Annotated in this window: 16 protein-coding genes; 9 read left to right on the plus strand and 7 right to left on the minus strand. The window is 68.8% G+C overall.

What is annotated here, in order from left to right; all coding sequences use genetic code 11:
- Nucleotides 1–11 precede the first annotated feature (11 nt).
- Nucleotides 12–1,418, minus strand: a complete 1,407-nt coding sequence (gene leuC, locus IGS68_RS03860) for a 3-isopropylmalate dehydratase large subunit (protein ID WP_201077457.1) — start codon at nucleotides 1,416–1,418, stop codon at nucleotides 12–14.
- A 185-nt stretch (nucleotides 1,419–1,603) separates the two neighbouring features.
- On the opposite strand from leuC, the gene IGS68_RS03865 reads away from it, so the two are divergent.
- Both IGS68_RS03865 and IGS68_RS03870 read left to right on the plus strand, forming a co-directional pair.
- Nucleotides 1,604–1,972: a cupin domain-containing protein gene (locus tag IGS68_RS03865; RefSeq protein ID WP_201077459.1), complete on the plus strand. Its 369-nt coding sequence runs from the start codon at nucleotides 1,604–1,606 to the stop codon at nucleotides 1,970–1,972.
- Nucleotides 1,973–2,108: 136 nt separating this feature from the next.
- Nucleotides 2,109–2,840: a superoxide dismutase gene (locus IGS68_RS03870; protein ID WP_305800083.1), complete on the plus strand. Its 732-nt coding sequence runs from the start codon at nucleotides 2,109–2,111 to the stop codon at nucleotides 2,838–2,840.
- A 77-nt stretch (nucleotides 2,841–2,917) separates the two neighbouring features.
- Here the strand turns inward: IGS68_RS03870 and IGS68_RS03875 are convergent, their stop codons facing one another.
- Complete coding sequence (locus tag IGS68_RS03875; RefSeq protein WP_201077463.1) at nucleotides 2,918–5,071, minus strand: DNA topoisomerase; 2,154 nt, start codon at nucleotides 5,069–5,071, stop codon at nucleotides 2,918–2,920.
- 198 nt (nucleotides 5,072–5,269) lie between these two features.
- Between IGS68_RS03875 and IGS68_RS03880 the strand changes: the two genes are divergently transcribed.
- A complete protein-coding gene (locus IGS68_RS03880; protein ID WP_201077465.1) occupies nucleotides 5,270–6,394 on the plus strand; it encodes a hypothetical protein in 1,125 nt (374 codons plus the stop codon).
- A gap of 16 nt (nucleotides 6,395–6,410) precedes the next feature.
- Here IGS68_RS03880 and serB read toward each other — a convergent pair whose 3' ends face one another.
- Nucleotides 6,411–7,322 (minus strand): phosphoserine phosphatase SerB, encoded by a 912-nt coding sequence (gene serB, locus IGS68_RS03885; protein WP_201077467.1) that lies wholly within the window; start codon nucleotides 7,320–7,322, stop codon nucleotides 6,411–6,413.
- 59 nt (nucleotides 7,323–7,381) lie between these two features.
- Between serB and miaA the strand changes: the two genes are divergently transcribed.
- The 4 genes from miaA to ilvC all read left to right on the plus strand — a co-directional run bounded on the left by miaA (nucleotide 7,382) and on the right by ilvC (nucleotide 11,985).
- Nucleotides 7,382–8,323 carry a tRNA (adenosine(37)-N6)-dimethylallyltransferase MiaA gene (gene miaA / locus IGS68_RS03890; RefSeq protein ID WP_201077469.1) on the plus strand — a complete coding sequence of 314 codons (942 nt, stop codon included), beginning with the start codon at nucleotides 7,382–7,384 and terminating at the stop codon, nucleotides 8,321–8,323.
- A 163-nt stretch (nucleotides 8,324–8,486) separates the two neighbouring features.
- Nucleotides 8,487–10,262, plus strand: a complete 1,776-nt coding sequence (locus tag IGS68_RS03895) for an acetolactate synthase 3 large subunit (protein ID WP_201077471.1) — start codon at nucleotides 8,487–8,489, stop codon at nucleotides 10,260–10,262.
- Between the two features lie 64 nt (nucleotides 10,263–10,326).
- Entirely contained in the window at nucleotides 10,327–10,875 is a 549-nt protein-coding gene (gene ilvN / locus IGS68_RS03900; RefSeq protein WP_201077478.1) for an acetolactate synthase small subunit, read from the plus strand.
- A gap of 90 nt (nucleotides 10,876–10,965) precedes the next feature.
- Nucleotides 10,966–11,985 (plus strand): ketol-acid reductoisomerase, encoded by a 1,020-nt coding sequence (gene ilvC, locus IGS68_RS03905; protein WP_201077480.1) that lies wholly within the window; start codon nucleotides 10,966–10,968, stop codon nucleotides 11,983–11,985.
- Between the two features lie 215 nt (nucleotides 11,986–12,200).
- Here the strand turns inward: ilvC and IGS68_RS03910 are convergent, their stop codons facing one another.
- Both IGS68_RS03910 and IGS68_RS03915 read right to left on the minus strand, forming a co-directional pair.
- The gene (locus tag IGS68_RS03910; protein WP_201077482.1) at nucleotides 12,201–12,464 is read right to left on the minus strand and encodes a hypothetical protein; all 264 of its coding nucleotides are present in this window, start codon (nucleotides 12,462–12,464) and stop codon (nucleotides 12,201–12,203) included.
- Nucleotides 12,461–12,811 carry an Mpo1-like protein gene (locus tag IGS68_RS03915; RefSeq protein ID WP_201077484.1) on the minus strand — a complete coding sequence of 117 codons (351 nt, stop codon included), beginning with the start codon at nucleotides 12,809–12,811 and terminating at the stop codon, nucleotides 12,461–12,463. Before IGS68_RS03915 ends, IGS68_RS03910 begins: the two co-directional genes overlap by 4 nt.
- Before the next feature lie 169 nt (nucleotides 12,812–12,980).
- Between IGS68_RS03915 and IGS68_RS03920 the strand changes: the two genes are divergently transcribed.
- Nucleotides 12,981–14,000 carry an aspartate-semialdehyde dehydrogenase gene (locus IGS68_RS03920; RefSeq protein WP_201077487.1) on the plus strand — a complete coding sequence of 340 codons (1,020 nt, stop codon included), beginning with the start codon at nucleotides 12,981–12,983 and terminating at the stop codon, nucleotides 13,998–14,000.
- Between the two features lie 286 nt (nucleotides 14,001–14,286).
- On the opposite strand, the gene pdxY is transcribed toward IGS68_RS03920, so the two are convergent.
- Both pdxY and IGS68_RS03930 read right to left on the minus strand, forming a co-directional pair.
- Nucleotides 14,287–15,147: a pyridoxal kinase PdxY gene (gene pdxY / locus IGS68_RS03925; protein WP_201077489.1), complete on the minus strand. Its 861-nt coding sequence runs from the start codon at nucleotides 15,145–15,147 to the stop codon at nucleotides 14,287–14,289.
- A 13-nt stretch (nucleotides 15,148–15,160) separates the two neighbouring features.
- Nucleotides 15,161–16,519 (minus strand): GGDEF domain-containing protein, encoded by a 1,359-nt coding sequence (locus tag IGS68_RS03930; protein ID WP_201077491.1) that lies wholly within the window; start codon nucleotides 16,517–16,519, stop codon nucleotides 15,161–15,163.
- 234 nt (nucleotides 16,520–16,753) lie between these two features.
- Between IGS68_RS03930 and IGS68_RS03935 the strand changes: the two genes are divergently transcribed.
- Nucleotides 16,754–17,638 carry an HpcH/HpaI aldolase/citrate lyase family protein gene (locus tag IGS68_RS03935; RefSeq protein WP_201077493.1) on the plus strand — a complete coding sequence of 295 codons (885 nt, stop codon included), beginning with the start codon at nucleotides 16,754–16,756 and terminating at the stop codon, nucleotides 17,636–17,638.
- Nucleotides 17,639–17,669 lie beyond the last annotated feature (31 nt).

A 17,669-nucleotide genomic window follows, 5' to 3' on the forward strand; every position in this document is an offset into this window, starting at 1 on the left:
CGGGACGCTCCTCAGGCGAGTTCGCGGATGTCGGTCAGGTGGCCGGTCACCGCCGCCGCCACGGCCATGGCCGGGCTGACCAAGTGGGTACGGCCGCCGCGGCCCTGCCGGCCCTCGAAGTTGCGGTTCGAGGTGGAGGCGCAGCGCTCGCCGGGGTTGAGCTTGTCGGCGTTCATGGCGAGGCACATGGAGCAGCCGGGCTCGCGCCAGTCGAAGCCGGCCTCCTTGAAGATCACGTCCAGGCCCTCTTCCTCCGCCTGCTCCTTCACGAGGCCGGAGCCGGGGACGATCATGGCGTAGACGCCGTCGGCGACCTTGCGGCCCTTGGCGACGGTGGCCGCGGCGCGCAGGTCCTCGATCCGGCCGTTGGTGCAGGAGCCGATGAAGACCTTGTCCACCTTGACCTGGTTGAGCGGCGTGCCGGGGGTCAGGCCCATATAGTCCAGCGCCCGCTCGATGGCGGCGCGCTTCGCCTTGTCGGCGATGTCGGCCGGGTCGGGCACGGAACCGGTGATCGGCAGCACGTCCTGCGGGCTGGTGCCCCAGGTGACCTGCGGCACGATGTCCTCCGCCTTGAGCACGATCTCCTTGTCGTAGACCGCGCCCTCGTCGCTGGGCAGCGTGCGCCAGTAGGCCACGGCCTGCTCCCACGCGCCGGCCTTGGGAGCGTAGGGGCGGCCCTTCAGGTAGTCGAAGGTGGTGTCGTCCGGGGCGATCAGGCCGGCGCGGGCGCCCGCCTCGATCGACATGTTGCAGACGGTCATGCGGCCTTCCATGGACAGGTCGCGGATCGCCTTGCCGGCGTATTCGATGACGTGGCCGGTGCCGCCGGCGGTGCCGATCACGCCGATCACGGCCAGGATCAGGTCCTTGGCGGTGACGCCCACAGGCAGATCGCCGTCCACCGTGATGCGCATGTTCTTGGCCGGGCGCTGCTGGAGCGTCTGGGTCGCCAGCACGTGCTCGACCTCGGACGTGCCGATGCCGAAGGCCAGCGCGCCGAAGGCGCCGTGGGTCGCGGTGTGGCTGTCGCCGCACACGATGGTCATGCCCGGCTGGGTCAGGCCCTGCTCCGGCCCGATGATGTGGACGATGCCCTGGCGGATGTCGTCCATGGCGTAATAGGGCACGCCGAAGTCGCGGGCGTTCATCTCCAGCGTCTCGACCTGGATGCGGCTCTCCTCGTCGGCGATGCCCTGGCTGCGATCGCTGGTCGGCACGTTATGGTCGGCGACGGCCAGCGTCGCCTCCGGCCGGCGCACCTTGCGCCCGGCAAGTCGCAGTCCCTCGAAAGCCTGCGGGCTGGTCACTTCGTGCACCAGATGACGGTCGATATAGAGGACGCAGGTGCCGTCCTCCTGGCGGTGGACGACGTGGCTGTCCCAGATCTTGTCGAAGAGAGTGCGCGGCTTGGCCATTTCTTTAATTCTCTGATTCACGTTCCATCGGGGGACCCGAACTGCCCGGCCCCGGGGCCGGACTCACCTCTGGCCGTCAACATAGCCCCTGCCCCTTAGCGTCTCAAGGGACTAGACTTTAATGCAATACAGCCCGCGCATTTCGGAGCATCCGATGCGCGGCGCCCCCGGAAAAAGGAAATTTCATGTCGAAACGCGTCTCCGACCTCGCCGTGATCGGGGAGACCCCGTCCGAGGAATATGTCATCCGCCCGGACGAGGAGCGCATCCTTGCAGGATCTCCCGACCAGGTGGCGTGGAACCATTTCACCGATGCGACCGGCCAGTTCTCGGCCGGCGTCTGGGAGGGCGCCCCCGGCGTGTGGCGGGTGAACTTCACCGAGAACGAATTCTGCCACCTGCTGTCCGGCGTGGTCGTGGTGCGCGACGAGGCGGGCGGCGAGCGGACCTTCAAGGCGGGGGACGCCTTCGTGATGCCGGCGGGGTTCGTGGGGACGTGGGAGGTGGTGGAGCGGGCGCGGAAGCTTTATGCGACGTTCGAGGCGGTGACCTGACCCGGCGATCTGTTGGAGACTGATCGAAAGTGCGCTCCGATCAGCCTCGAAGAGAAAATGCCCGGCGCCCATCTAGGCTGAGGGTGGCAACGGCGTGCGCCGTCGGCCGATGGTTTCTTCAGGGAGGGCACGAGCGATGCTGATGATGGGGCGCCGCGGATTTCTTGCGGCTGCGGGGGCCGTCTCGATGGTCACGCTGGCGGGCGGAGCGGTGGGCCGGGCGTGGGCCCAGGCGCCGACGGGGCCGTTCAAGCTGGATCCGCTGGGCTATGCGCCGTCGGCGCTGGAGCCGCACATCGATGCGAAGACCATGGAGATCCACCATGGGCGCCATCACGCGGCCTATGTCAACAACCTGAACACGGCGGTGAAGGACCATTCCAGGGTCGCGGAGATGCCGCTCCAGAACATCCTGGCGAAGCTGGGCGAGATGCCCGAGGCGGTGCGGACGGCGATCCGGAACAATGGCGGCGGGCACGCCAACCACACCATGTTCTGGCAGATCATGGGGCCGGGCGGCGAAGCTCCGGAGGGCGAGCTGAAGGCGGCGATCGACCGCGACCTGGGCGGCCTGGAGTCCATGAAGGAGCTGTTCAACGGCGCCGGGGCGCGGGTGTTCGGGTCCGGCTGGGTGTTCGTGACGGTGGACCGCCAGGGCAAGCTGGCGCTGGACAGCCGGCCGAACCAGGACACGCCCCTGATGGACGGCAAGCGGGTGCTGATGGGCAACGACGTGTGGGAGCACGCCTATTACCTGACCTATCAGAACCGCCGGGCCGACTACCTGAAGGCGTGGTGGAACACGGTGAACTGGGCCAAGGTCGGCGAGCGCTACGCCGCCGCCAAGGCGGGAACGCTGACGATCTGAGGCGTCCGCCGCCGTCGTTTCCGGGGAGGGGCGGCGTCACGCCGCCCATGGTGCGCGGGACGCGCACCCTCCGGGCGTCAGGGTGAGGCCTTGGCGTGCGCGTCCAGGAACTTGCGGCAGGCGTCGAAGTCGGTGCTCACCTCCGGCGGCAGCGGGACGCCCTTGCGGGTGGCGAGGCTGTTGGCGAAGGCCAGCATCTTCTCGGTCGGCGGATTGCCGGACGGCTTGGGCGCGACCTTGCGCGGCGTGGCGGCCCGGCGGCGTTTCGGCGCCGCAGGAGCCTCGCCATCGGCAGGCGCCGCCGCGGACTTTCGCTTGCGTGCGGTTCCGGGTGCGGCGGCGCGGCGCCTGGACGGGGCCTTGCGGACGGGAGGGGCCGGGGCGCCCAGGTCCAGGGCGGTGCCCCGGCGGGACCGGAGGGCGCCGATCAGGCGTTCGGCCTCGGTCGCGATGCCGTCGATGACGTGGCGGAACTCGGCCCGGCCGGTCACGATCTCGTCCAGCCGCATCTCCCAGACGGCGGTGGTGCCGGGATCGACCAGCACGGGCGCGGAGGTCCGCAGCAGCTCGAACAGGTGGAGGCCGGCCGGCGTCGGCACCACCAGCTTGCCGTCGGTCGCCAGCATGTTCTGCCGCTTCAGCCCCTTGATCACCTCGGCGCGGGTCGCCGGCGTGCCGATGCCCTTGGCTTCCTTCAGCCGGTCGCGCAGCGCCGGGTCCTCGACGAAGCGCCAGGCGTTCTGCATGGCGTCGATCAGGGTGCCCTCGTTGTAGCGGGGCGGCGGCTGGGTCCGCTTGGCCTCCACCTTGGCGTCGGACAGGGTGGCGGGGTCGCCGTCATTGACGGAGGGAAGGGTCTGTTCGTTCTCGGGCTCGGCGGGGGCGCCCGGCTCGGTGCCGCCGAAGACCTGCTTCCAGCCCAGCCGGATCGGCACGCGGCCGATGGTGCGGAACTCCACCGGCTTGCCCGGCGGCATCGGCACCGGCATCGTGATGGTGGTCTGGCGGTACTCGTAGTCCGGCATCACGATCGCCAGGTAGGAGCGGCAGATCAGCGCGAACAGGCGCTTCTCGTCGTCGCTCAGCCGGGCCAGCCGGGGCTCCAGGTCGTTCAGGACGTTGACGTTGGGGACGATCGCGTGGTGCGACACGCCTTCCAGCGACTTGTCGTGGAAATGGCCGGACTTGCCCTTGCGGATCACCGGGCGCGAGATGTCCAGGTGGGCGAAGCCCCGCAGCGCGGTCAGCGCGCCGACGATCGCCGGAACGTCGGCGATCTGGTTCTCCGACAGGTAGCGGGCCTCGGCGCGGGGGTAGGTGATCAGCTTCTTGCCGTCGCCGTCGTAAAGCTCCTGGGCGACCGCCAGGGTCTTGTCGGCGTTCCAGCCCCAGCGCTGGCCGCAGGTCTTCTGGAGCGCGGGCAGGTCGAACAGGCGGGGGGGACCCTGCCGCTTCTCCTCCACCGTCACCGCCAGGGGGCCCCGGCAGCCTTCGGCGGCGGCGGCGATCGCCTCCGCCCGGGCGCGGTCCTTGATCCGGTCCTTGGGCGGCGGGGCGTGGCGCATCAGGAAGGTGCCGGCCTCCACCGTCGCGGTGGCCGTGACCTCGAAATAATCCTCCGGCTTGAAGTCCAGGATCTCCAGCTCGCGCAGGCAGACGATCGCCAGGGTCGGCGTCTTGACCCGGCCGATCCCGATGACGCCCTTGACGCCCGGGGCCAGCAGGGTCGTGGTTGCGGTGCGCGTCAGGGACAGGTTGAAGATCTGGTCGGCCTGCTGGCGCGCGACCGCCGCCTCGTAGACGGGCCGCAGCTCCGCGTTGGGCTTCAGCCGGTCGAAGGCGTCGCGGATCGTCTTTGGGTCCTGCGCGGTGAAGATGGCGCGCAGCACCGGCCCGCGGAACCCGACATGCTCCAGGATCTCCTGCCCGATCAGCTGGCCCTCGCGGTCGCAGTCGGTCGCCAGGATCACCCGGTCGCACGCCTTGAGGGCCGACGCGATGGCCTGGAACTTGGCCGGCTTGTTGCCGTTCGGGTCCGGCCGAGTCGGGTACAGCCCGTCGGGCTTGAGCAGGGCCGAGGACCAGCGCTTCCAGGCGGGATTGACCTCGTCCGGCTCGGCCAGCCGCAGCAGGTGCCCCTCCGCCGGCAGGATGCGGCCGAACCGGTCGCCCAGCGCGGCGCGCAGGTCTTTGGCCTGACTGGATTTTTCCGTGATGATGACGGTCGCCATGGGAAAGCACGCCGGGCTGTGATGACGGGGCGATAATAGGGCGTGCGAGCAAACAAAGCAAGAACATCGGCGGGCGGTTGCGACCCGCCGCGGTCCTGCTACACGTCATGATGGCGCTTCAGAATGGATTAACACATTTATTTATATTTCGACTGGTATCGCATATTCTTTCGGTTGCCATTTCCTGGGAGATACTCCGTGACGGACATATCGGTCAACAGATTAGCCCAACTGGCGGCCGCCAACGGCTCGCCCGAAGCGGAGTGGAGCGAGGTCACCCTGACACAGCGGATCGCCCTGGAATGCGACGCCATGGCCCGGCATGCGCTGAGCACCGGGCTGGCCATCCCGGAGCCGCTGATGCAGCGGCTGGACACGATCGAGACCGCAGCGACCGTGGGCGGCGTCCCGGCCGCGACGCTCGCCGCCCTGCACGCCCAACTGGCCAAGGTGGTGGCGCCGGCGTCGCCGCGGACGATCTACCTGCTCCAAATCGACCGGGCACGGAACAGCTTCATGTCGTGCCTCGGTCCCCTGCCGGCGATCCGGCGGCTGGTGGCCGGCACCGCGCTGTTCACCCTGATGTTCGTGCTGACCAGCCTGTCCGACGCGGTCAGCGTCAAGAACCTCGCCTCCGACATCTACTCGATGAGCGGATTGGACAGCCTTCTGGTCCTGGCCTTCCTGATGAGCGCCGCGGCCATGGGCGGCTGCTTCCATGCCCTGTTCACCGCCCATTCCTATATCGGGGCCGGCACCTATGACCCGCACTTCGAGTCGTCCTACTGGATCCGCATCGGGCTCGGCGTGATCGCCGGGCTCGTCCTGTCCCAGATGATCCCGATCGGGCCGGAGGTCGACCAGACGACCGGAGCGATCACCTCGGGCTCGGCGGCTGCCACTTTCAGCAAGCCGCTGCTGGCCCTGCTCGGCGGCTTCTCGGCGACGCTGGTCTACACGATCCTGCAGCGGCTGGTGGACACCGTCGAGTCCCTGTTCAGGCAGAAGGCCGACGCGGCGACGGCTCCCGTCCGCGGCACGGCACCGGCGGGTTCGGACATCGCCCCGGCGGCGCCTGCCCCGGCTCCGGCGGCGGACGGCGCCCCGGGCAACCTGGCGACCAGCGCCGCCGCGGTGGCGGCGGTCGCCGCCGCGACGACCGCCGCGGCCGCCGCCATGATGCCCGCCGCGGCGGAGCCAGAGGCGGCTTCTCCGGCGGACGCCCAAACGGCGGACGCCCAAACGGCGGACGCTCAGCCCCCGCAGCCGGCCGAGCCGTCCGCCGCTCCGGATGCCGCGGACGCGGAGCGGAAGTCGGCGTGACGGAAAGCGCCGGGTCTCAGGAGGTCCGGCGGGGCGCCTGGATCTCCTCGGCGCGATAGCCCTGGGCGTAGAGCAGCGCGGTCAGGTCGGAGCGCTCCACCCGCGCCCGCGCCTGGGCCGCCACCGCCGGCTTGGCGTGGAACGCGACGCCCAGCCCGGCGGCCTGGAGCATCGGCAGGTCGTTGGCGCCGTCGCCCACCGCGATGGATTCCCGGAGCGGGATCCGGTGGGCGCCGGCGACCCGGATCAGGGCGGCCACCTTGGCGTCCTTGTCCAGGATCGGCTCGACCGCCCGGCCGCTCAGCCGTCCGTCCGCGATCTCGAAATCGTTGGCCTGGTCCTCGTCGAACCCGACCTCGGCGCGCACCCGCTCGGTGAAGAACTTGAAGCCGCCGGACACCAGGGTACAGTAGGCGCCGTTCGCCTTCATGGTCGCGACCAGCGCCAGCGCGCCCGGCATCAGCTCGACCCGGCCGTAGACCTGCTCCAGCGCCTCCACCGGCAGGTCCTTGAGGAGCGCCACCCGCTCGCGCAGCGCGTCCTTGAAGTCGATCTCGCCGTTCATCGCGCGCCAGGTGATCCCGGCGATCAGGTCCTTGAGCCCGACCAGCTCGGCCAGCTCGTCCAGCATCTCCTGCCGGATGATGGTGGACTCCATGTCGGCGACCAGCAGCCGCTTGCGGCGGCCCTCGGCCGGCTGGGTGATCAGGTCCACCGGGCGCCCGGGCAAGGCGGTGTGGAGCGCCGCGTCGGCCTGGTCGCAGTTGAGCCCGTCGAACGGGATGTCGCAGGCGACGCCGGGAGCGAGCCAGTCCGGGGCGCCGGTTTCGGCCCCCAGGTCCTTCAGGGCGGCGCGCGCGGCGCCGACCGTGCTATCGTCCAGGTCGGCGGCGGCGGGATCGGCGATCAGGGTCAGGACATTGTTCATGGAAGCATCCGCGGGCGAGGGTCGGCCGCCTTTATGAAATGTCTCACCAAGCGTTGTCCATGCCCGATAAACCCGTAATCGTCGTCGGCGGACCTACCGCCAGCGGCAAATCCGCGCTGGCGCTCGATCTGGCCGAGGAATTCGGCGGTACCGTCGTCAATGCCGACAGCATGCAGATCTACGCCGAGCTGCCGGTCCTGACCGCCCGGCCGACCGCGGAGGACGAGGCGCGGGCGCCGCACCGGCTCTACGGCGCGCTGCCGGCGTCGGAGCGCTGCTCGGCGGCGCGCTGGCGGGCGCTGGCCCTGGCGGAGATCGCCGAGGCCCGCGGCTCCGGCCGGTTGCCGATCGTGGTCGGCGGCACCGGCCTCTATATCCGGGCCCTGATGGACGGGCTGGCCGACATCCCGCCGATCCCCGAGGCGGTCCGCGCCTCCGTGCGGGAGCGGCGGGAGGCGCTGGGCGCCGCCGGCCTGCACGCGCTGCTGGCCGAACGCGACCCCGCCACGGCGGCCCGCCTGAAACCGGGCGACGGCCAGCGCCTGGGCCGCGCGCTGGAGGTGCTGGAGGCGACCGGCCGGTCGATCACCGACTGGCAGTCCGACCCGGCGGCCGGCCCGCCGCCCGGCCTGCGCTTCGTGCCGTTCGTGGTCGATCCGCCGCGCGATGCGCTGTACGCCGCCTGCGACCGGCGCTTCGACGTCATGATGGAGCACGGCGCGCTGGACGAGGTCCGCGCGCTGCTGGAGCTGGACCTCGCCCCCGGCCTGCCGGCCCTGAAGGCGCTGGGCGTGCCCGAGCTTTCGGCCTATCTGCGCGGCGAGGCCGGGCTGGAGGAGGCGGTCGCCGCCGCCAAGACCTCGACGCGGCGCTATGCCAAACGGCAGGGCACCTGGTTCCGCCACCAGCTCGGCCCGGCGCATGGCAGCCATGTGATTAATGCGCAAGATTCGGAAAGCATGCAACAAACGGTTCGCAACATAATTCGCAAAATGGGTTGACCCTGGAAAATGTTTTGATTAGGTTGCGGCTTCCCGGCCCTCGGCACTGCCCCGGGCCGAAGTGCCAACTTGCTGAATTTCCTGAGAAACAACGGGATTTTCATAGACGGAGACGAGGCATCCGCGGTGCGCGCGGGTGCGCTACATACGAAGGTAGTCAAAGATGTCCGAGAACAAGCTGACCGGTGCGGAGATCGTCATCAAGTCCCTGAAGGACCAGGGCGTAGACGTCATTTTCGGCTATCCCGGCGGCGCGGTACTTCCGATCTATGACGCCCTGTTCAAGCAGAACGACCTGCGCCACATCCTGGTGCGTCACGAACAGGCGGCTGTCCATGCGGCGGAAGGTTATGCGCGCTCGACCGGCAAGGTCGGCGTCGTTCTCGTAACGTCCGGCCCCGGCGCCACCAACGCGGTCACCGGCCTGACCGACGCGCTGATGGACAGCATTCCGATCGTGTGCCTGAGCGGCCAGGTGCCGACCCACCTGATCGGCAACGACGCCTTCCAGGAAGCCGACACGACCGGCATCACCCGGCCCTGCACCAAGCACAATTACCTGGTCAAGGACGTCGCCAACCTGGCGCGGACCATGCACGAGGCCTTCTGGGTCGCGAAGAGCGGCCGGCCCGGCCCGGTCGTGATCGACATCCCCAAGGACGTGCAGTTCGCCGACGGCCCGTACGTGCCGCCGAACGAGGTCAGGCACAAGACCTACCGCCCGCAGGTCAAGCCGGAGATCGCCCGCGTCGAGGAGGCGGTCGAGCTGATCGCCAACGCCAAGCGGCCGATCTTCTACACCGGCGGCGGCGTGATCAATTCCGGCCCGCTGGCGTCCAAGCTGCTGACCCAGTTCGTCCGCATGACGGGCTATCCCTGCACCAACACCCTGATGGGTCTGGGCGCCTATCCGGCGTCTGACCCGCAGTTCCTGGGCATGCTGGGCATGCACGGCACCTACGAGGCCAACCTGGCGATGCACGGGTGCGACGTGATGATCAATATCGGCGCGCGGTTCGACGACCGCGTGACCGGCAAGCTGTCGGAGTTCTCGCCCGGCAGCAAGAAGATCCACGTCGACATCGATCCCAGCTCGATCAACAAGAACGTCCGGGTGGACGTGCCGATCGTCGGCGACTGCGCCCATGTGCTGGAAGACATGATCCGCATCTGGAAGGCGCGGCAGAAGCGTCCGGACAAGGAGGCGCTGAAGCAGTGGTGGGCCCAGATCGCCGAGTGGCGGGGCCGCGACTGCCTGCGCTACATCCACACCGACCCGGTGATCAAGCCGCAATACGCCCTTGAGCGGCTGCGCGAGCTGACCCGGAACCGCGACACCTACATCACGACCGAGGTCGGCCAGCACCAGATGTGGGCCGCCCAGTTCATCCCCTTCGAGGAGCCGAACCGCTGGATGACCTCGGGCGGGCTGGGCACCATGGGCTACGGCCTGCCGGCCGCCATCGGCACCCAGATCGCCCACCCCGACGCGCTGGTGGTGGACGTCTCCGGCGAGGCGTCCTTCATGATGAACATGCAGGAGATGGCGACCGCCGTGCAGTACCGGCTGCCGATCAAGGTGCTGATCCTGAACAACCAGTACATGGGCATGGTCCGCCAGTGGCAGGAGCTGCTGCACGGCAGCCGCTATTCCGAGAGCTACAGCGAGGCCCTGCCCGACTTCGTCAAGCTGGCTGAAGCCTTCGGCGGCGTCGGACTGCGCGCCACCAAGGTGTCGGAGGTCGATTCCGTGCTTCAGGAGATGATCGACATCCGCCGCCCGGTGATCGTCGACATGTGCGTGGACCAGAAGGAAAACTGCTTCCCCATGATCCCCGGCGGCCGCGCCCACAACGAGATCCTGCTGGGTCCGGCGGACCAGCAGGGCGAGAGCATGCAGCGGGACAGCACTCCCGAGGAAGGCATGGTCCTGGTATAAGGCGCCGCTTTCCGCGGTCGAAAGACCGGTCCCGCGACGGCGCGGGGCCGGTCGCCATGCGCCGATGCCAAGCCGTCCCCATGCCATTCCTCCTGGAGCCCGTCCCGTGGAACCCAACATCGAAAAGCACACCATCTCCGTCCTGGTCGATAACGAGCCGGGTGTGCTCGCCCGCGTCATCGGCCTGTTCTCCGGCCGGGGCTACAATATCGAAAGCCTGACCGTCGCCGAGGTGGATGCCGAGCAGCAGGTCTCTCGCATCACCATCGTGACCAGCGGCACCCGCATGATCATCGAGCAGATCAAGAACCAGCTCGACCGGCTGGTTCCGGTCCACCGGGTGCGCGACCTGACCGACGAAGGCCCCTTCATCGAGCGCGAGCTGGCGCTGATCAAGGTGGCGGGCACCGGCGATCGGCGCATCGAGAGCCTGCGCATCGCCGACATCTTCAAGGCCCGCGTGGTCGATGCCACGCTCAACTCCTTCGTGTTCGAAATGACGGGCACGGCGGCCGAACTGGACGACTTCATCGGTCTGATGCGTCAGCTCGGGCTGGTCGATGTCAGCCGGACCGGCGCCGCCGCCATCTCCAAAGGCGCCGCCAGCCTGTAACTACGAAAGCGCGGAACTTCCCCCAGCCCCAAACCCGGCCTATTGTGCCCGGAATTAACCGACTGTAGCGAAAACCGAGGAACATCCACCATGCGCGTCTATTACGATCGTGATGCCGACGTCAACCTGATCAAGGGCAAGAAGGTCTGCATCGTCGGCTACGGCAGCCAGGGCCACGCCCATGCCAACAATCTGCGCGACAGCGGCGTAAAGGACGTGATCGTCGGCGCCCGCCCGGGCAGCCCCAGCGGCGCCAAGGCCGAGGCCGCCGGCTTCACCGTCATGACCCCGGCCGAGGCCGCCAAGGTCGCCGACGTGATCATGGTGCTGACCCCCGACGAACTCCAGGCCGACCTGTACCGCGACCATCTCGCGCCGAACATGAAGGAAGGCGCCGCCCTGGCCTTCGCCCACGGCCTGAACATCCACTTCAACCTGATCGAGCCGCGCGCCGACATCGACGTGTTCATGATCGCGCCGAAGGGTCCCGGGCACACCGTCCGCAGCGAATATGTGCGCGGCGGCGGCGTGCCCTCGCTGGTGGCGGTCCACCAGAACGCCTCGGGCAACGCGCTGGAACTGGCGCTGTCCTACGCCTCGGCCAACGGCGGCGGCCGCGCCGGCGTGATCGAGACGACCTTCAAGGAAGAGTGCGAGACCGACCTGTTCGGCGAGCAGGCCGTGCTGTGCGGCGGCCTGACCGCGCTGATCCAGGCCGGCTTCGAGACGCTGGTGGAAGCCGGCTACGCGCCCGAGATGGCCTATTTCGAGTGCCTGCACGAGGTCAAGCTGATCGTCGACCTGATCTACGAGGGCGGCATGGCCAACATGCGCTACTCGATCAGCAACACGGCCGAGTACGGCGACTACACCCGCGGCCCGCGCGTCGTGACGCCGGAGACCAAGGCCGAGATGAAGCGCATCCTGGACGACATCCAGTCCGGCCGCTTCACCCGCGACTGGATCCAGGAGTGCAAGGTCGGCCAGCCCAGCTTCAAGGCCATGCGCCGCCGCAACGCCGAGCACCAGATCGAGGAAGTCGGCGAGAAGCTGCGCGCCATGATGCCCTGGATCTCCGCCAACAAGCTGGTGGACAAGACCAAGAACTGATCGGGGCGTCCTGCGCCGGTGCAGGCGAGGGAACCGGGGGCAACCCCGGTTCCCGGGCTCCGGCAGGCGATCGTCGAAAAAGCAAACCTCCGTCGCCAGAACGACGGTTCCTGACATGGGAAGGTCTGGCATGCGAGGTTGTCGAGCATCTGGGCGGTGGGAAGGCGGTTCTGGGCTGACACACGCGGCCAAAACCGGGGGCTCCCCCATCTCCCTCACGGGAATTTCCGGCTGTTCTCCACCAGCAGCACATACAGTTCCTTGATGAAGTCCTGCTGCTTCAGCCGGCCGAAGGGCAGGTTGTCGCAGGCGAAATCCACCAGCCCGTCCGAGGCCTTGGTCGGCACGATCTCGAACCCGGCCTTGCGCAGCGCGATGATCACCGCCGTCGCCTGCTTCACGTAGTCCTCGTTGAAGAACGACTTGTCCGCGTCCTTGATCGCCAGGGCGATCGTGTCGCGCAAGAGATTGGTGCTCACGCCGGCTCCCGTCTGGAGTGCTGATCCGCATGACGGCGCAGCTCGGCATCCAGCCGTCCCGTCACGAACAGGTAGAACATGCGGAAATCGCTCGCCAAAGACCAGAGCGGATAGGTGAACGTCGCCGGCCGGTTCCGCTCGATCGCCATGTGGCTGATCCAGGCGAAGGCGTAGCCGGAGACGACGGCCGCCAGGACCAGCCAGCCGTTGCCGGTCGCGGCGGCGGCCCCCAGCAGGACCAGCGCCAGCGCGGTGCCGGCGAAGTGGAAGGCCCGGGTGCCCGGCCGGCTGTGCTCGGCCAGATAATGGGGCCAGAACTCGCGATATGTCGAATAGTCGCGCGCCATGTCCGTCCTCCAGGGGCAGCGTCCTCCGGGGACCCATCATGTCGAATCACCCCCGTCCTTGCAAACGGGCGGCGCGGGGCATAAGTCAAGTACCCTTGACGGATAGTCACGGGCGCCGTCCCCGAAGGCGCGCCCGGCCCGATACCCAGAAAAGAAACAGGAACGCATCATGGGCTACAAGGTCGCGGTCATCGGCGCCACCGGCAATGTCGGGCGCGAGATGTTGACCACCCTGGCGGAGCGCAATTTCCCGGTGGACGCCGTCGCCGCCCTCGCGTCGGAAAACTCCATCGGCACCCAGGTCTCCTTCGGCGAGAAGGATATCCTGGACGTCCAGGACCTCGCCCGGTTCGACTTCCGGGGCTGGGACATCGCGCTCTCGTCGCCCGGCGGCAAGGTGTCCGCCCAGTACGCGCCCAAGGCCGCCGCCGCCGGCTGCGTCGTGATCGACAACACGTCCCATTTCCGGATGGAGCCGGACGTGCCCCTGGTCGTGCCGGAGGTCAATCCCGAGGCCCTGGCCGGCTATACCAAGCGCAACATCGTCGCCAATCCCAACTGCTCGACCATCCAGATGGTGGTGGCGTTGAAGCCGCTGCACGACCTCGCCCGCATCAAGCGCATCGTGGTCTCGACCTACCAGTCGGTCTCGGGGGCGGGCCGGGACGGCATGGACGAGCTGTTCAACCAGACCCGCGCCATCTACGTCAACGACCCGGTCGAGAAGCGCAAGTTCGACAAGCAGATCGCCTTCAACGTCATTCCCCACATCGACAGCTTCATGGAGGACGGCACCACCCGGGAGGAGTGGAAGATGATGGTCGAGACCAAGAAGATCCTCGACCCCCGCATCACCGTCACCGCCACCTGCGTGCGGGTGCCGGTCTTCATCGGCCACGCCGAGTCCGTCAACGTCGAGTTCGAACGGCCGATCACGGCGGAGGAGGCGACCGAGGCGCTGCGCGAAGCCCCCGGCATCACCGTGATCGACCACCGCGCCGACGAGGGCTTCGTCACGCCGGTGGAATGCGCCGGCGACGACCCCGTCTTCGTCTCGCGCATCCGGGAAGACTTCTCGGTCGAGAACGGCCTGAACCTCTGGATCGTCGCCGACAACCTGCGCAAGGGCGCCGCCCTCAACGCGGTGCAGATCGCGGAACTCCTGGCAGGCAACTATCTGCGGAAGTAACGGAAGAATTTTCGCCACGGATGACGGCCGATCATCTCCGGGAAGAGGCGGCAGCCCGGCGGAATCGTTCCCAATTCGTCATGGCCGGACTTGATCCACGGCTGTCCGGCACGGCGATTGCTGATCAACCATTGGGAACGTTACTAACGATCGTTTTCTCTTCCGGTTCGTCATCCGCGGGTCAAGCCCGCGGAAGATGGCACGACGAAGAAAGGCTTGCCTGGAGAGCTCCGCCCATCGATCATCCCTGTCCATCGCCGTGATCTGTGGCAAGAACTCCCTTCCCCTACCGCACCTTCGCGACGTCGAAGAGCCGCCCCGGACGCACCAGCTCGTCCTGGGCGGCGATCAGCTGAAGCTCCCGCGTCCCGGCCTTCAGGGTCGCGGCGAAAACGCCGTAGATCGCCGCCGCCGCATGCCCCAGCGCCGCCGCCGGGTCGCCGGTCTCCAGGTATTTCGCCAGGAACACCGCGGCCACGCAGTCGCCCGCCCCGTTGGGCGGCGGGTCCAGCGGCAGGCGGGGCGTCGCCACCACATAGGCGCCGTCCGGCGTGTCCAGCAGCATCTCGATGGTGTCATGGGCCGCCTCGGACCGGGTCAGGCTGGTCAGCAGCACCAGCTTCGGCCCCAGCGCGCGGGCCGCGGCCGCCGCGGCCAGGGCGTCCTCCATCGAGCGGACCTCCCGCCCGGTCAGGAACTCCAGCTCGAACTGGTTGGGGGTGATGATGTCGGCGGCCGGCACGGCATGGGCCTGCATGAAGGTCCGGATGTCCTCGCCGACGAAGAAGCCGCGCCCGACGTCGCCCATCACCGGGTCGCAGCAATAGACCGCCCGGGGATTGCCGGCCCGGACGCGGCGGACCGTCTCGACGATCACCTGGCCCAGGGCCGCCCCGCCCATGTAGCCGGACAGCACGGCGCCGCAGCGGTCCAGGCCGCCGCGCTGGCCGATGCCGTCGATCACGTCCGCGATGTGCCCGGGCGTGAAGACCTGGCCGGTCCAGGATCCGTAGCCGGTGTGGTTGGAGAACTGGACCGTATTGACCGCCATCGCGTCGAACCCGAGGCGCTGGAGCGGGAACACGGCCGCCCGGTTGCCGACATAGCCGAAGGCGACGTGGGATTGGATGCTGAGGATCTGTTTCATGGCACCGTCGATTTCACGATACCGCCAACGGTGCCACAAGCCCGCGTGCCGCACCAGCCCGCATGACGCGGTTCCGCCCCGCTTCCTTGGCCCGGTACAGCGCCTGGTCGGCCCGCGCGAGCGGCTGCTCGATCCGGGCGTCGTCGCGCCGGCATTCCGCCACGCCCAGGCTGGCGGTGAAGCGGATCTCCGCTTCGGAAGCGCCGGCGGCGGACCGGACCGGCAGGCGCAGCCCGGCGACGTGGCGGCGGACCCGCTCCGCCACCGCCAGGGCCTCGTCCTCGCTTGCCTCGGGCAGCAGGATGGCGAACTCCTCGCCGCCCATGCGGCCGGCCAGGTCGTTCCCGCGGATCGCCTGCCGGAGGGCGGAGGCCAGCAGGATCAGCGCCTGGTCGCCGACCGCGTGCCCGTGGGTGTCGTTGATCCGCTTGAAATGGTCCACGTCCAGCATGATCAGGCTGAACGGGGCGCCGGACCGGCGCAGCCGCGCCAGCTCGCGCTCGGCGCAGTCCAGCAGGTGGCGCCGGTTGGCGATGCCGGTCAGCGGGTCGGTGGTGGCCAGCAGCGTCAGCTCCGCCTCGGTGCGCTTGCGCCCGGTGATGTCCCGGATCATGGCGGTGAAGATCGGCCCTTCCGGCCCCTCGGACCGGGACAGCGAGATCTCGACCGGAAAGCCGGTGCCGTCGCGGCGCCGACCGCTCACCTCCGGCCGGTCGGCCATCACCTGCGCGGTCACGGCGTTGCGCAGGAAATCCGCGAAATGGGCGGAATGCCGGTCGCGCGACTGTTCGGGAACCAGCCGCGACAGCGGCTCGCCCAGGATCTCGTCGCTCCGGTAGCCGAACATCCGCTCCGCCGCCGGATTGAACAGGACGATGCGCTGGCCGGCATCGACCGACACCACGGCGTCGTGGGCGAGGTCCAGGATGTTCTTCAGCCGGGCCTCCGACCGGCGCAGCCGCTCCTCCAACTGGCCGCGCGCGATCGCGTGCCGCACCGCGCGCTCGATCATGGCGTCCTCGAACTCGCCCTTGACCAGGAAGTCCTGGGCGCCGGCCTCGACGGCGGCCAGCGCCATGGCGTTGTCGCTCAGCCCGGTCAGGACGATCAGGGGCAGGGTGGGGGCGGCGTGGCGCACGGCGCCGATGGTCGGGAAGCCCTGGCTGTCCGGCAGCGACAGGTCGAGCAGCACGACGTCGTAGCGCGTCTCCGCGAGCAGCGTCAGCGCGTGCGCCAGCGTTTCGACCCAGGTCACGGCGAACTGGCCGCGCCGGCCGCCGAGCGCCCGGGTCACCAGATCGGCGTCGCCCGGCTGGTCCTCGACGAGCAGGACGCTGATGGTCTCGACGGTATGGCCTGCGGGAGTGGACATTCTTGGACGGTCCGCCGGGGGTCCGGAAGAGGCGCCACCTTCCGGGCCTCCGGCGATTGAACGATGGAAGTTACGATATGATATCAAATTTTGGAGGCATTAGGCTAAAAATTCCACCACCTAAGCGCGGCGCGTCATTGTGCTGCACCTGCGCCCATGTCGCCGATTGCCCTTTGCCGCACCCGCGCTGTAAGGTCCCGGCCGAAGCAAGCAGGATTCTTCGGGAGACCACCCATGGCAATGACTGTCCGCCCCCGTCGCAGCGTCCTCTACATGCCGGGGTCCAACCCGCGCGCCATGGAGAAGGGCAAGACCCTGCAGGCCGACGGGCTGATCCTCGACCTGGAGGACGCGGTCGCTCCCGATGCCAAGGCGCAGGCCCGGACCCAGATCGGCGACGCGATCCGGGGCGGCGGCTACGGAAGGCGCGAACTGATCGTCCGGACCAACGGGCTCAACACGCCCTGGGGCTACGAGGACCTGGTGTTCGCCGCCACCTCGGGCGCCGACGCGGTGCTGCTGCCGAAGGTGGAATCGGCCGACATGGTCCGCCAGGCGGAACAGGTGCTGGCGGCCTCCGGCGCTCCCGCCGACCAGCGGATCTGGTGCATGATGGAGACGCCGCTGGCGATGCTGAACGTCAAGGAGATCGCCGGCGCCTCCCCCCGGCTGGGCGGGCTGGTCATGGGCACCTCCGACCTCGCCAAGGACCTGCACGCCGCCCACACGCGCGACCGCCTGCCGATGATCACCAGCCTGGGCCTGTGCCTGCTGGCGGCGCGGGCCTACAACCTCGCCATCCTGGACGGCGTCTATCTCGACCTGAACGACGACGAGGGGTTCGAGGCGAGCTGCCGCCAGGGGCTGGAGCTGGGCTTCGACGGCAAGACCCTGATCCACCCCAAGACCCTGGCCGCCGCCAACGCGGTGTTCGGCCCGTCCGCCGGGGAGGTGGCTTGGTCCCGCCGCATCATCGACGCCTTCCAGGCCGCCGTGGCCGAGGGGAAGGGCGTGGTGCTGGTGGACGGCAAGCTGGTGGAGAACCTGCACGTCGAGAACGCCCGCCGCCTCGTGGCGCTGGCCGAGGCGATCGAGGCCATGGACGGCGACGCCGCCTGACACCCCCATCCCGATTTCCGCGTCAGGAGAG

Source organism: Skermanella sp. TT6 (assembly GCF_016653635.2).
In the GTDB taxonomy this organism is placed as follows: domain Bacteria; phylum Pseudomonadota; class Alphaproteobacteria; order Azospirillales; family Azospirillaceae; genus Skermanella; species Skermanella cutis.